This is a genomic window from Streptomyces sp. R11 (assembly GCF_041051905.1).
Classification (GTDB): Bacteria; Actinomycetota; Actinomycetes; order Streptomycetales; family Streptomycetaceae; genus Streptomyces.
Window position 1 is genome coordinate 5,550,782 of sequence record NZ_CP163432.1, and the last position, 13,610, is coordinate 5,564,391.

Below are 13,610 nucleotides of genomic sequence, written 5' to 3' on the forward strand. Positions count from 1 at the left end.
GGGCGTGGCGGTGCAGGAGGCTGGGCATGGGGGCGCGGTGGTGGGCGCGCATGGGGGCGGCTGCACCTGTGGGGACTGTCCGCACGGGGCGCGGGCGGGGCATCGGCGTGCGGTCGCCGAGTTCCTGCTGAAGCGGGACGAGTTCGCGGCCGGGCAGGGACTGCCGGCGGCCGTGGCCCACTCGGCCTCCGCCTCCCGGCAGTGGGTCTCCGAGGAGTTGACGCAGTCCGCAGAACTCGTCGCCCAGCGGGGGCGTGCCGAGGGGGAGGCTTGGCTGGCGCGGCTGTGGTCGCGTACGGCGTGCGTGGTCTGGGCACTGGTCGTGGCGTTGCTCCTGGGGCAGGCGTTCACGGCGATCGGCGCGGGCTGGACGGCCGCGCGTACGGCCGGACTGCTGGCCGCGCTGGTGACCGCCGGGGCGCTGACCGCGGCGTCCTGGTTCCACCGGGCGCGGGGTGGGGCGCTGGCGCCGGTCATCGGTGAGGACAACCGGCTGTCCACGTCGCGTGCGGTGGCCGGGGCGTGGGTGCTGTTCGTCGCCTACGCCGTGCTCGTGCTGGTGGGGCAGCTGGCGATGGCGTCCGGCCACGCGGAGCGCGACGCGCTGATCGCCGGCCTTGAGCTGGAGCGTGGCGCGGGTGTCGTGACCGTGCTCGCCGTGGTGTGCGCGATCGCGGTGCTCGTGCGGCGGGTCGTCGGGGTGCGGGTGCTGGGGCAGCGGCTCCAGAAGCTGCGGGCGGATCGGCCTAGGGCGGCGGATCTGCTGACGGATGACGCGGGGCGGGGGACGTTCGCCGACATCCAGTACGTCGTGATCGGTGGGGTTGCGCTGCTGTTCGCGGCGGTGCGGTTGGGGCGGCGGCCGGATCAGTTGCCGGATCTGCCGTGGGGGCTGGCGGTGGTGGTGCTGATCTCGGCGGCCACCTACCTGGCCGGGAAGTATGCGGAAGGGGGGCGGCCGGTGATCCTTTCCGTCGTGCGGGCGCGGGAGGCGGGGGACCTGGACGCGCCTATCCGTACGGGCGACGACATCGAGATTCGGGGGGTCGGGTTCGTGCCGCCGGGCGCGCAGGGAGCGGAACGGTTGTCGCGGATGGTGGTGCGGGTCGGGGCGGTGCATGTGCATGTGCCGTTGGTGCCGGTGAGCGGGGGGTTCAGCAATCCGACGGATGCGGTGCTGACTGTGCCTGTGCCGGTGGAGGTGGAGCCTGGGCGGGTGGAGGTGCAGGTGGTTACTGCGGCGGGGGTGGAGACCAACCGGTATGCGATTGATGTCACTGACTGACGGGGCCTGGGCCTCCGGCGGTTGGGCGGGGGTGCCTGCGGCGGCCTGTGCGGGTTGCGTGGGGGTTCGCGTAGCGCCTGCCGGTGCGTTGTGTGTCGGGGCCGTGCTGGGGGGCGTCCTCGGACCGGCGGTCGGGGGCGGGCAGGGAAGTGTCGTTTCTTGACGCCGGCCACTGCGGGCGAACATCCCCGGCACGTCCCCTTCGCGCCGTACGCCGGTGCGGCGCCGCGAGGGTACGCCACCAGCCACTCCGCGGGGTCGGCGAAAGCGGTGTCTGGGGGGCGACGCAGGGTTTCCTTCGGGCGGGGCAGGTCCCAGAATTCGGGTTGAGCGGCGCAGCCACTGCGTACGTATCGTTTTTTGAGGGGTCACGGCACGGCGGGCGAGAGGCGGCTACGGGCGATGACTCACGGTATGCATACGGACACGCACCCCCCTTACCTCGACGGCGACCGGAACTGGCGGGATACCGCCACCCGCTACGCACTGCTCCCGCTCCGCGTCTTCCTCGGCGTCACCTTCATCTACGCCGGCCTGGACAAACTCACCGACAGCGCCTTCATGAAGGACTCCGGCGCGGGCTCGGTCGGCGACATGATGCGGGCCGTTCGGGACTCCTCGGCGATTCCGGCCATGGTCGACATGGCCCTGGAGAGTCCCGTCGGGTTCGGCTATGCCATTGCCTTCGGTGAGCTGGCCGTCGGGATCGGCACGCTGATCGGGCTGTTCGCCCGTTTGGCGGCGCTCGGTGGGGCGCTCATCTCGCTGAGTCTGTGGTTGACGGTGAGCTGGGCATCCGATCCTTACTACTACGGCAATGACCTGGCCTATCTGATGGCCTGGCTGCCTCTCGTACTGGCGGGCGCCCCCATGTTCTCGGTGGATGCCGGACTTCACAGGCGGCGACGGCAGCGGGACGGGGGCTATCGGTAGCTCGCGCAGTCCTCAGTGGGGTGCTTCCCGGCTCGAGTTCGGGGCCGGGTCCGGGGGCGCGGGGTGGGCTTTGGTCGGAGTGGCGGTGCTGCGGCGTCTGCGTATTCCTCGGGTCATGAGCGCCACCGCGGCTGCCAGGCAGAGGCCGCCGATCACTATGGGGATCACCACGAACCACGGCGTCTCCCATGCGTCGCCCGCGTCTCCGACGTAGATGATGCCCGCGAGGGTCAGGAAGGTGCCGGCGACCAGTCTTCCCGGCTGGAACTCATGACGTAGCACGGGTCACCTCCGCCTGTCCCACGCCGACGCTCAGGTCGAGGTCCAGCGTGCCCGCCTCCTTGGTGCCCTTTGCCGGTGTCAGGGTCAGCTCCTTGTGCTTGCCCGGTGCCACGTCCACGTCCTGCTTGTCGTCACCCGGCAGCTGGATGTCGCCCACCCCCACGTCGATGCTCAACTCCACGGTCACGTCCTTGGGGACGATCACCTTGAGTTGGCCCACGCCCACGTCCGCTCTCGTCGTCACCGTCTGGTTGTCGGTGAGGTTCAGGCGGGTCAGGTCGAGCGTGCCGACGCCGGTGCCCAGGTCGTACTGCTGCCGGACGTCGGTCACGGCCGCCGGGCGCCAGCTTCTCTCTATCCAGTGGGTGCTGATGTCCTTGGGCAGCGCTGCCGAGGCGGCCAGCAGACCCGCGGTGATGATTGCCAGGAAGATGGAGCCCGCTCCCGTGCGACCCAGGAACGCGCTCACCGCTATGCCCAGGCCGAGGACGAGCAGTGCGCAGGCCAGGCCGGTCTGGAGGCTGGTGCCGAGCGCTCGGTCCGCCCAGGTCGCGCTGGTGCCGAGGGCGCCCGCGAGCAGGGCCAGCAGGAACACCCAGCCGCCGATCCAGCGGGGGCCGCGTTGCTTCGGCTGCTGAGGAAGCCGGGCGCGTATGTCCTGGCGGCTGCTCCAGGTCGTGCCGAGGCTGATGTTGACCGCCGCCGCGATGTCGCGGTCGCGGGAGTCGCGGGGGCCCCAGAGATAGCCGGTGCCGCCCTCGTGCGTGCCGTCCTTCACGATGGGCTCGCGCCACCAGGAGGACAAGGCGGCGGGGGCCGGTGGGGCCTGGGCCTCCGGCGGGGCGTCGGCGACGGCCTGGGCGGCGAGCGGGTCGGGGTCGGGGGTGCTGCGGTGCCGCGACCAGTAGCCGGCGCCAGCGAGAAGGAGGGACAGGACCACGGCGAAGGCCAGCACACCGCCGTTCCTCAGCAGGGTCAGCAGGACGCCGCAGCCGACCAGTGCGAACAGCACGGCCGTCAGCGCCTGGCCGTCGACGCGGCCGGTCAGCAGCTTGCGCACCTCGTTCTCGTCCTCGTCGTCGTACGGGACGAAGAGCCAGGCGAAGCCGTAGAAGATGAGGCCGATGCCGCCGGTCGCGGAGAGGACGGCGAGGGTGATCCGGAAGATCACCGGGTCCATGTCGCACTGCCGTCCGAGCCCGGCGCAGACACCGGCCAGCATCTTGTGCCGGCGGTCGCGCCGGAACCTGTGCGGCGGGTCGAGTGCGCCCGCCTCCCCGGACGGGGCTGCTTCTCCGCCTACTCCGCCCGTGCGCTCGCGAGCTTCCTCACCCGCGGCGCTCGCGGGTGCCGCGTCGGACGTGGTGCCCGCGGTGGGCACGGCGTCCGGCTCGGGCACGGAGTCCGCGGCGTCCTGGTGATCTGTCATGTGTCCATGGTGACGGGCGGGTCGGCGTCGCGGGAGTCGGAATGACCCTGGTCGGACCCTGATATCGGCCCTGAGGCAACCGCGGGGAAGCGTTCGAGGCCGTGATTGCCGAAGATCAGGGGAGTATCGGGGGTCGACCCTGATGCTCCGGTGCTCCGACCGTGTGAACATCGATGGCATGCCGGAAGCCGCAGCAGCGCCACTCGTCGAACCGCGGCCGCCGCGCAAGCTCTACCGCAGCAGCGACGGACGCTGGCTCGGGGGCGTGGCGCGGGGGCTCGCCGGGCATCTCGGCCTGCCGGTCATCTGGGTGCGACTCGTCTTCGTCGGCCTGTTCATGGCGGACGGCCTGGGTGCATTGCTGTATGCCGCGTTCTGGTTCTTCGTGCCGCTCGGCGTCGGCGGCGTCGACGCGCAGAAGCCGTCCACCTTCACCACCGAGACCGCGACCGACGGCCGCCGCAGACTCGTCGCCCGCAAGCCGGACAAGGGGCAGATCGTCGCCCTGCTCCTCATGGTCGTGGTGGCGATGGTCTTCGTCGGCAGCGTGGACCTGGGAAGCGGCGCCAAGGCCTACCTTCTTCCCGCCGTGCTCGTCGGCGCGGGCGTCGCCCTGGTCTGGCGCCAAGCGGACAACGCCCGCCGGGCCCGCTGGATGGAGGTCGGGCGGCGTCGGCGCACCCTGACCCTGCTGCGCGCCGCGGGCGGCGTCGTGCTGGTCACGGCCGGCGTCTCCGGCATCTTCGTCCTGCAGGGCTCCGCCGCCCACCTCGGCTCGGTCCTGCAAGCGGCGCTGGCGGTCCTCGTCGGCATAACACTCCTCGCGGGCCCGTACCTGGTCCGGATGACCCAGGACCTCTCCGAGGAGCGCCTGATGCGCATCCGCGCCCAGGAGCGCGCCGAGGTCGCCGCGCACGTCCACGACTCGGTGCTGCACACCCTGACCCTGATCCAGCGCAACGCGGAGAACGCGAACGAGGTCCGCCGCCTCGCCCGCGCCCAGGAGCGCGACCTGCGCACCTGGCTCTACAAACCCGAGGGCACCGGCAAGGACGAGGCCGACGAACCCACCAACCTCGCCGACGCGGTCCGGCGCAACGCCGCCGAGATCGAGGACAAGCACGGCGTCCCCATAGAGGTCGTGGTCGTCGGAGACTGCCCGCTCGACGAGAAAATCGCCGCACAGATGCAGGCCGCGCGCGAGGCTATGGTGAACGCCGCGAAGTACGGTGGCGAGGGCGGCGCCGTGCAGGTCTACGCCGAGGTGGAGGGCAAGACCGTCTTCGTGTCCGTCCGGGACCGCGGTCCGGGTTTCGACCTCGACGCGATACCCGCCGACCGCATGGGCGTCAGAGAATCGATCATCGGCCGCATGGAGCGCAACGGCGGTACGGCCCGGCTGCGGGCGGTGCCCGGCGGTGGCACGGAGGTCGAGCTGGAGATGGAGAGGGCGGAGAAGACGTCATGAGCGACCCGACCGAGGCGAACGAGCCAGTGGAGTCGACCGGCGGGAGCGCGGGCGAGCGACGCGTGCGCGTGGTCCTCGTCGACGACCACCGCATGTTCCGTACGGGAGTCCAGGCCGAGATCGGCAGGACCGAGCAGACCGGCGTCGAAGTCGTCGGAGAGGCCGCGGACGTCGACCAGGCGGTCACGGTCATCACCGCGACCCGTCCCGAGGTCGTCCTCCTCGATGTGCACCTCCCGGGCGGGGGCGGGGTCGAAGTCCTGCGCCGCTGCGCCCCGTTGATGGGCGACGCCGAGCAGCCCGTCCGCTTCCTCGCACTGTCCGTCTCGGACGCGGCGGAGGATGTGATCGGGGTGATCCGGGGCGGTGCGCGCGGGTACGTGACGAAGACGATCACCGGCACCGACCTGGTCGACTCCATCTTCCGGGTGCAGGACGGCGACGCGGTGTTCTCGCCGCGCCTTGCCGGGTTCGTACTGGACGCCTTCGCGTCGACGGACGCGCCGCCGGTCGACGAGGACCTCGACCGGCTCACTCAGCGCGAGCGGGAGGTGCTGCGGCTGATTGCTCGGGGGTACGCGTACAAGGAGATCGCCAAGCAGCTGTTCATCTCTGTCAAGACGGTCGAGTCCCATGTGTCGGCGGTCCTGAGGAAGCTTCAGCTGTCCAATCGGCACGAGCTGACGCGGTGGGCCACGGCGCGGCGTCTGGTGTGACGCCGGGCTCCGGTTCGGCGAGCCGGTTCACACCACGCGCGTGGCCCCTGCGAACGGCATCTCGTCGAGGGGGGCCACCCGGACCGGGGCCGAGGGGTTCGGGGCGTGGATCATCCGGCCGTTGCCGATGTAGAGGCCGACGTGGCTGATGCCGGAGTAGAAGAACACCAGGTCGCCCGGGAGCAGTTCGGAGCGCGAGACGCGGCGGCCGGCGTCGATCTGGGCGTAGGTCGTGCGCGGGAGGGAGAGGCCCGCCGAGCGGTACGCGGCCTGGGTGAGGCCGGAGCAGTCGAAGGCGTTCGGGCCGGTCGCGCCCCAGACGTAGGGGCTGCCGAGTTTGGAGTACGCGTACGAAATGGCCGACGCCGCACGGGCGTTGGGCGCCTGCGCCGTGGCTGAGCCGGGGGCCGTCAGCGCGTCGCGGGTGTCTGTCGAGGAGCGGGCCGCGCGGTTGGTGCCGCCGTTTGCGCTCTGCAGACGGGCGCGCTCCTCGGCGGTCAGTTGGGAGAGCAGGGTGCGGGCGGCGTCCAGCTTGCCGTTGATCGTTTTTCTGTGCCGTTGCAGTTCTGCCTGGCGGGACTGCAACGAGGTCAGTTCGATGCGCGCTGCCCCGCGCAGCTGCTCGATCTCGCGTAGTTGTCTGCGGACGCTCGCGACGGATGCCGCCTGACGGTTGCCGGCACGTTCGGCGAACTCCGCGCCGTCGAGATAGCGGTCGGGGTCGTTGGAGAGCGCGAGCTGGAGGGCCGGGTCGACGCCGCCGTCGCGGTACTGCGCCGCGGCCATCGAACCGAGCGCCTCGCGGGCCGAGTTGAGCTTCTCCGTCTTGCGGGCGGCTTCGTCCTGCAGCGTCCTGATCCGCCGCTCGGCAGCGTCCGCCTTCTCCTTCGCGCCGTTGTACTTCTCGGTCGCGACCTCCGCCTCGTGGTACAGCTTGTCCACCTTCGCCTTCACCTGAGCCGGTGTCAGCTGCGGTTCGGCGTGTCCGGTCCCGTCGAAGCCCGTCGCCGTCGCCGCGCCCGCCAGGGCGATCGTCCATGCCGTGCGGGCCGCACTGCCGCCGACCGAGCGCTGACGGGGCTTTCGGTGCGCTGCCACGTGGACTGCACGTCCTTTCGTACGACCGCCTCGCCCCGCACGTCCGCCCCGACAGCCTGGGGAGCGGACGTATGCCCGCGGGCGGGATACGCGTCCGGCGACGGCCCACACAGGGGGAGCGGGCCGCCGCCGGACCTTTCTCGGCGGTGGTGTCCGACTGCCGCCCCTGGCCCGGGCGGCGGTGGGGAGCCGGTCACCTGGTGGAGGACGCTAAACCTGTGTGTGTCGCGGTGGTAACGCGTTGTGCGGAAGTGCCGGGAGCGGATCGTGCGTGACCGTAAGTGAGCGTGATCGCGGGATAGGGGCGTCTTGTTCACGCTGTGTGCTGACCGAAGTGGTGGAATGAGGGGTGGGTGCGGGCGGCGGGGTGCTATGGGGCGCATATATGCAAGATCGGGGTGGGGGAGGGGGCGGGAGTGGGTGCCTTGATGGGGGCTGATTAGGCTCCGGCCTCATGGACGTACTCATCCACCTCTTCGTCGGTCTGCACATCATCGGTATCGCCGCGTTGCTCGGTGGCTTCTTCACCCAGATGAAGGCGATGGGTCAGGGCACCGCCCGGTTCGTGCCCGCGATGCTGCACGGCGCGCTGACCATGCTGGTCACCGGTGTGATCCTCGTCGGCCTCAACCAGGCGGACGATCAGTCCGTCAACAACATCAAGATCGGTGTGAAGCTGGCGCTGCTGATCGTGATCCTCGGGCTGGTGTATGTGAAGCGGGACGAGGAGACGGTGGACAAGCGGCTCTTCGGGTTGGTGGGGCTGCTGACCATGGTGAACGTCTTCATCGCCGTTCTGTGGACGTGACCTCGGTGTAGCTCAGTACTGCGCCTGCGGTGACCGCCAGCCATGCCGCGACGGCGATCCACAGCAGTGCCTCGCCGGGGGCCTTGAGCCAAGGGACGTCCAATGAGGTGGCGACGGCGAGGGTCGCTGCGGCGGTCATGCCCATGGGGAACACGGTTGCCCAGCGGCGTACGTCGTAGCGCAGCCGTGGCCGGCCGATCTCGGCGAGGAGCAGCACGGCGTACCAGGCCAGGTCCAGGACCAGCAGGGCGATGGTGACTGTGCGCAGGACGTGGGTGTCGTCCTCGTTCCAGAGGTACAGGCTCGGGCTGTCGGCGGACAGGAGCTTCGAGCCGGCGAGGGCGGAGATGGCGAGAGCGCCGCCCGCGACCCAGTGGTCGCCTGCGCCCTCGGTCACCTGCCACAGGTCGAAGCGGGTCAGGGCGATGACGTAGAGCACCAGACCGAGCCAGAACAGCACGAGCGCCGTGTGGGCGAGCCATGCCTCGGACTCGGTCGCGGCGAGGGCTGCGGCCAGGACCGCGAGGCCCTGGGTGGCCACGCAGCCGAGGAAGACCGCGCCGGGCATGCGCGGGTGCCAGCGGCGTGCTGCGGCGATGAGGAGACCCGGCCAGAGCAGGGCCGCCAGGGCCAGGAGGGCCTTGGCGAGGGGTTGCCAGCCGAGGGTGGCGAAGCGGGTGCCGAGAACCGTGGTGGCGGCGACGGCGGTGAGGGCGGCGGGGGTGGCGGCCTCCTTGAGCCACCTGGCGCGGTCCTGGAGGAGCCTTGCGGTGAAGTCGCCGGCCAGGGCCAGCCAGGCTGCGCAGGCGAGGGCGAGGGCGATTCGGGACAGGGTTTCGTAGCCGGCCTGGTGGAGGGCGACCGACAGGATGCCGGTTGCCATGACGGCTGCGCCGGCTGCGGGGGGACGTTGCGACCACCAGGTGTGAAGGGGGGATGCGGAGGTGGTCGTGGGGGCGGGCATGGGGTCGATGCTAGGGAGTGGGTGGGTGCGGGGTGGGTGGGGGGCACGCGCATGGGTGGGGTGAAATGCGCATGTGTGGAGTGGTTGAGCGCCGGGTGCCTCCGGCGGTTGGGTGGGGATGCCTGGGTGGCGGCCCGTTGCTCACCGGTGGGGGTGCGGGTAGCGCCTGCGGTTCGTAGTGGGTCGGGGCCGTGCCGGGGGGCGTCCTCGGTCGGGCGGTTGGCGTGCCTCGAGAGGGGCCGTTTCTTGACGCACGCCGCTGCGGGCGGACCCCCGCGGGCACGTCCCCTTGTCGCCGTACGCGGGTGCGGGTGCGGGTGCGTTCATCCGTGCCACCACGCGCGCGTGACGGTGCGCCACGCGCGCGTGTGTGCTCGTCAGGCCGGGCGGACCACGCTGTGGATCGACGACTCTCCGTCGTAGAAGATCGACTCCTCGCGGACGTACGCGCCGGGCTTCGGGGCGTGGATCATCATGCCGTTGCCTATGTAGAGGCCCACGTGCGTGATGTCGTCGTAGAAGAAGACGAGGTCGCCGGGCTGGGCGCTGGAGACGGAGACCGTGGTGCCGGCGTTGACCTGGTCGTAGGTGACGCGCGGGATGTCGACGCCTGCGGCCTTCCAGGCGGCCTGGGTGAGGCCGGAGCAGTCGTAGGAGTCGGGGCCGGTGGCGCCCCAGACGTACGGCTTGCCCACCTGGGAGCGGGCGAAGGCCAGGGCCTTCTCGGCCTTGGTCGCGTACGAGGAGTCCGACGCGGATGAGTCGGAGGAGGACGAGTCGGACGAGGAGTCCTGGCTCTCCTGCTGCTGGGCCGCCTCCTGGCGCCGGCGCTCGGCCGCCTCTTGCTGGCGGGCCAGTTCCGCCGCCTTGCGGGCGGCCTCCTCCTCCTTGCGCTTCTCGATCGCGGCGAGGCGCGCCTTCTCCTCCGCCGTCAGCTTCGAGAGCAGTTCGCGTGCGTCGGCGAGCTTCTTCTGGACGGTGGACTTGGCCGTCCGCAGGTCGTTCTGCGACTTGGTGAGCGTTTCGAGGCTCTGGGCGGCCTCCTGGCGCTTCTTCATGGTCGCGGACTGCTGGGTGAAGTAGTCGTCGACCGATTCCTTCTGGCGGCCCGTCATGCGGTCCATCAGCTGGGTCTGGTCGAAGTAGTCCTGCGGGGTGTCCGCCAGGAGGAAGGTCGCCGTGTCGGGGGCCGAGGCTCCCGTGCGGTACTGGGCGGCTGCGTTGCGGCCGAGTTCCTCACGTGCGTCGTTGAGCTTCTGGGTGCGCTGGGCGACGTCGTCGAGGAGGGTGTCGACGCGCTTGCGCTGCTTCGCGGTCTTCTCCTTGGCCGCGTTGTACTTCTCGGTCGCCGACTCCGCCTGGCGGTAGAGGTCGTCGACCTTCTTCTCGACCTCCTCGAGGCTCGGCTTGTCGTCCGTCGAGGGGCTCGCGTTGGCCGTCTGGGACAGCAGGGCGACGGAGGTGAGGGCCGCCGTGGCGAGGGCGGGGGTCCGTATGCCTGCTACGCGCGTACCAGCGGGACGCGACTTGCGGTGCGACGCCAAGGGAGGCGACTCCTTCCATGCTCCGCCTACCGAGTTAGCTGTCGGGTTCGGGCGGGTGGTTCGGAAGGGTTGCCCTACGGCCGTTCCCCGGGCGGGAGTCGGGCCGATTCACCCCAAGTTCGGTGGGTCCCCGGCTCCGGGTGCACGGCGGCGCTCCGGACTCGGCGGAGGCCGTGCGGCCCGGCGTCGTTCGCCGGTGGGGGTCGTACGGCCTGTCCGGCACGGTAGCCAACTCGTGTGGCCCCTGTGAAGGTTGATGTTCGATATGCCCGATACATTTTCGTGACCTTGGCGATGTGTGCCGTGGATCGTGGTCGATGTGGGGCTGTTGGTGGTGGGTTGCGGGACTTTCGGGGATTGGGGTACGTGTCGGTGGAATTGGGTCGGTTGGGTTCAGGGGGTTGCGGATCGTAATGGGATGGTTCTGGAGGGTGAGGGGGGTGTTTGGGTGTGCGGGGTTTGAAGATCGGTGGCCCCTGAAACAGGTGATGTTCTCAGGGCGGCGGCGGGCTGTCAGTGGGGAGCCCTAGACTCGGAGAGCGATGAGCAGCCTCTTTGACGACAGCTTCCTGGCGGACCTCCAGGCCCCGCGGGCCCATGCGGAGGAACCCCCGCCGCCGCCCGAGGACGATCACGCTCCGGAGCCGGTTCCGGACGATCTGTTCGGCGGGAAGTTCGACGTGCCGCCGGACCGGGACGACTACTACCGCGACGGTGCCCCGCGCCCGGCCCTCGACGCGGCGGCGCTGCTGGAGGGGCTGAACGAGAACCAGCGTGCGGCCGTCGTCCACTCCGGTGGCCCGCTGCTCATCGTGGCCGGTGCCGGGTCCGGCAAGACGCGTGTGCTCACCCATCGCATCGCGCACCTGCTGGCCGAGCGGAATGTGCATCCGGGTCAGATCCTCGCGATCACCTTCACCAACAAGGCCGCGGGCGAGATGAAGGAGCGTGTCGAGCAGCTCGTCGGCCCGCGCGCGAACGCGATGTGGGTGATGACCTTCCACAGCGCGTGCGTGCGCATCCTGCGCAGAGAGAGCAAGAAGCTCGGGTTCACCTCGTCGTTCTCGATCTACGACGCTGCCGACAGCAAGCGGCTGATGGCGCTGGTATGTCGTGATCTGGATCTCGACCCCAAGCGGTTTCCGCCCAAGTCCTTCAGCGCCAAGATCAGCAATCTGAAGAACGAGCTGATCGACGAGGAGGACTTCGCCGCCCAGGCGACGGACGGCTTCGAGAAGACCCTCGCGCAGGCGTACGCCTTGTACCAGTCGCGGTTGCGGGAGGCCAACGCCCTCGACTTCGACGACCTGATCATGACGACGGTCAATCTGCTGCGCGCCTTCCCCGACGTCGCGGAGCACTACCGTCGGCGGTTCCGGCATGTGCTGGTGGATGAGTATCAGGACACCAACCATGCGCAGTACGCCCTGGTGCGCGAGCTCGTCGGTACCAGTGAGCACCCCGTCGACGTGCCGCCGAGCGACTACGACATCCCGCCCGCCGAGCTGTGCGTGGTGGGTGACGCCGACCAGTCGATCTACGCCTTCCGGGGCGCCACCATCCGCAACATCCTCCAGTTCGAGGAGGACTACCCGGACGCGACGACGATCCTGTTGGAGCAGAACTACCGCTCCAGCCAGACGATCCTGACCGCCGCCAACGCGGTCATCGAGCGCAACGAGTCCCGGCGCCCCAAGAACCTGTGGACCAACGCGGGCGCGGGCGCGCGCATCACCGGCTATGTCGCGGACACCGAGCACGACGAGGCGCAGTTCGTCGCCGACGAGATAGACCGACTGACGGACGCGGGCGACGCGAAGGCCGGTGACGTCGCCGTCTTCTACCGGACGAACGCCCAGTCCCGTGTCTTCGAAGAAGTCTTCATCCGCGTCGGCCTGCCCTACAAGGTCGTCGGCGGGGTTCGGTTCTACGAGCGCAAGGAAGTCCGGGACGTCCTGGCCTACCTGCGCGTGCTGGCCAACCCCGAGGACTCCGTACCGCTGCGGCGGATCCTGAACGTCCCCAAGCGGGGCATCGGCGATCGCGCCGAGGCGATGATCGACGCGCTCGCACAGCGGGAGAAGATCAGCTTCCCGCAGGCACTGCGACGGGTCGACGAGGCGTACGGCATGGCCGCGCGGTCGACGAACGCCGTCAGGCGGTTCAACACGCTGATGGAGGACCTCCGTACGATCGTCGAGTCCGGCGTGGGGCCGGCGACCGTCCTGGAAGCGATCCTCGAACGGACCGGCTACCTGGCCGAGTTGCAGGCTTCCACCGACCCTCAGGACGAGACCCGTATCGAGAACCTTCAGGAACTCGCGGCCGTGGCCCTGGAGTTCGAGCAGGAGTCGGCTGAGGATGAGGCCTCCGGTGGGCTCGCGGCCTTCCTGGAGCGGGTCGCGCTCGTCGCCGACTCCGACCAGATCCCGGACGAGGACGAGGACGGCTCCGGCGTCATCACCCTGATGACCCTGCACACGGCCAAGGGCCTAGAGTTCCCGGTCGTCTTCCTCACCGGCATGGAGGACGGCGTCTTCCCGCACATGCGCGCCCTCGGCCAGACCAAGGAGCTGGAGGAGGAGCGGCGGCTCGCGTACGTCGGTATCACGCGTGCGCGTGAGCGGCTGTATCTGACGCGGTCGTCGATGCGGAGTGCGTGGGGGCAGCCTTCGTACAACCCGCCGTCCCGCTTCCTGGAGGAGATTCCGGCGGCGCACGTGGACTGGAAGCGGACGGGGGCGACCTCGCCCGTGTCGTCCGGACCGGCGGCCGGCGTGGCGGCCTCGCTGTCCTCGTCCCGCTCGCGCTCCTCGGCCTCGGGGGCGTCCGGATTCGCCACCCGGCGAACCTCGGAGAAGCCGGTCGTCCAGCTGGCGGTCGGGGACCGGGTCACGCACGACCAGTTCGGGCTCGGCACCGTGACGGCGGTCAAGGGCACGGGCGGGAACGCCGAGGCGACGATCGACTTCGGGGACACCAAGCCGAAGCGGTTGCTGCTGCGGTATGCGCCGGTGGAGAAGCTGTAGCGCTGACAAGTGTGCGCCCCCGCTGAGGTGTTGAGGAGCGGGGGCGCTGAGCGC

General features: G+C 70.2%; 11 protein-coding genes and 1 riboswitch. Of the genes, 6 read left to right on the forward strand and 5 right to left on the reverse strand.

Features of this window, described 5'->3' with window-relative positions:
• Positions 1-4 precede the first annotated feature (4 nt).
• Together AB5J55_RS25845 and AB5J55_RS25850 are read left to right on the forward strand one after the other, a co-directional pair.
• Entirely contained in the window at positions 5-1,285 is a 1,281-nt protein-coding gene (locus tag AB5J55_RS25845; protein WP_369272919.1) for a hypothetical protein, read from the forward strand.
• Between the two features lie 402 nt (positions 1,286-1,687).
• Positions 1,688-2,218 (forward strand): DoxX family protein, encoded by a 531-nt coding sequence (locus AB5J55_RS25850; protein ID WP_369272920.1) that lies wholly within the window; start codon positions 1,688-1,690, stop codon positions 2,216-2,218.
• 12 nt (positions 2,219-2,230) lie between these two features.
• Here AB5J55_RS25850 and AB5J55_RS25855 read toward each other — a convergent pair whose 3' ends face one another.
• Positions 2,231-2,500 (reverse strand): hypothetical protein, encoded by a 270-nt coding sequence (locus tag AB5J55_RS25855; RefSeq protein WP_369272921.1) that lies wholly within the window; start codon positions 2,498-2,500, stop codon positions 2,231-2,233.
• Positions 2,487-3,929 carry a PspC domain-containing protein gene (locus AB5J55_RS25860; RefSeq protein ID WP_369272922.1) on the reverse strand — a complete coding sequence of 481 codons (1,443 nt, stop codon included), beginning with the start codon at positions 3,927-3,929 and terminating at the stop codon, positions 2,487-2,489. Before AB5J55_RS25860 ends, AB5J55_RS25855 begins: the two co-directional genes overlap by 14 nt.
• A gap of 178 nt (positions 3,930-4,107) precedes the next feature.
• Between AB5J55_RS25860 and AB5J55_RS25865 the strand changes: the two genes are divergently transcribed.
• The gene (locus tag AB5J55_RS25865; protein ID WP_369272923.1) at positions 4,108-5,397 is read left to right on the forward strand and encodes a PspC domain-containing protein; all 1,290 of its coding nucleotides are present in this window, start codon (positions 4,108-4,110) and stop codon (positions 5,395-5,397) included.
• The gene (locus tag AB5J55_RS25870; RefSeq protein WP_369272924.1) at positions 5,394-6,113 is read left to right on the forward strand and encodes a LuxR C-terminal-related transcriptional regulator; all 720 of its coding nucleotides are present in this window, start codon (positions 5,394-5,396) and stop codon (positions 6,111-6,113) included. The genes AB5J55_RS25865 and AB5J55_RS25870 overlap by 4 nt, the downstream gene beginning before the upstream one ends.
• A 27-nt stretch (positions 6,114-6,140) precedes the next feature.
• Here the strand turns inward: AB5J55_RS25870 and AB5J55_RS25875 are convergent, their stop codons facing one another.
• Entirely contained in the window at positions 6,141-7,211 is a 1,071-nt protein-coding gene (locus tag AB5J55_RS25875; protein WP_369272925.1) for an NlpC/P60 family protein, read from the reverse strand.
• Between the two features lie 454 nt (positions 7,212-7,665).
• On the opposite strand from AB5J55_RS25875, the gene AB5J55_RS25880 reads away from it, so the two are divergent.
• Entirely contained in the window at positions 7,666-8,019 is a 354-nt protein-coding gene (locus tag AB5J55_RS25880) for a hypothetical protein (RefSeq protein ID WP_369272926.1), read from the forward strand.
• Here AB5J55_RS25880 and AB5J55_RS25885 read toward each other — a convergent pair.
• Positions 7,997-8,983: a tellurite resistance/C4-dicarboxylate transporter family protein gene (locus AB5J55_RS25885; protein ID WP_369272927.1), complete on the reverse strand. Its 987-nt coding sequence runs from the start codon at positions 8,981-8,983 to the stop codon at positions 7,997-7,999. The genes AB5J55_RS25880 and AB5J55_RS25885 overlap by 23 nt on opposite strands.
• Before the next feature lie 377 nt (positions 8,984-9,360).
• Complete coding sequence (locus AB5J55_RS25890; RefSeq protein ID WP_369272928.1) at positions 9,361-10,527, reverse strand: NlpC/P60 family protein; 1,167 nt, start codon at positions 10,525-10,527, stop codon at positions 9,361-9,363.
• An 8-nt stretch (positions 10,528-10,535) separates the two neighbouring features.
• Positions 10,536-10,704: riboswitch (cyclic di-AMP (ydaO/yuaA leader) on the reverse strand.
• 365 nt (positions 10,705-11,069) lie between these two features.
• On the opposite strand from AB5J55_RS25890, the gene pcrA reads away from it, so the two are divergent.
• Complete coding sequence (gene pcrA, locus AB5J55_RS25895) at positions 11,070-13,556, forward strand: DNA helicase PcrA (RefSeq protein ID WP_369272929.1); 2,487 nt, start codon at positions 11,070-11,072, stop codon at positions 13,554-13,556.
• Positions 13,557-13,610 lie beyond the last annotated feature (54 nt).

Bases quoted from the DNA above. Each gene is read 5' to 3' on its own strand.
- AB5J55_RS25885 (WP_369272927.1), bottom strand. From the start codon at position 8,983: ATGCCCGCCCCCACGACCACCTCCGCATCCCCCCTTCACACCTGGTGG.
- pcrA (WP_369272929.1), top strand. From the start codon at position 11,070: ATGAGCAGCCTCTTTGACGACAGCTTCCTGGCGGACCTCCAGGCCCCG.
- AB5J55_RS25880 (WP_369272926.1), top strand. From the start codon at position 7,666: ATGGACGTACTCATCCACCTCTTCGTCGGTCTGCACATCATCGGTATC.
- AB5J55_RS25865 (WP_369272923.1), top strand. From the start codon at position 4,108: ATGCCGGAAGCCGCAGCAGCGCCACTCGTCGAACCGCGGCCGCCGCGC.
- AB5J55_RS25870 (WP_369272924.1), top strand. From the start codon at position 5,394: ATGAGCGACCCGACCGAGGCGAACGAGCCAGTGGAGTCGACCGGCGGG.
- AB5J55_RS25860 (WP_369272922.1), bottom strand. From the start codon at position 3,929: ATGACAGATCACCAGGACGCCGCGGACTCCGTGCCCGAGCCGGACGCC.
- AB5J55_RS25850 (WP_369272920.1), top strand. From the start codon at position 1,688: ATGACTCACGGTATGCATACGGACACGCACCCCCCTTACCTCGACGGC.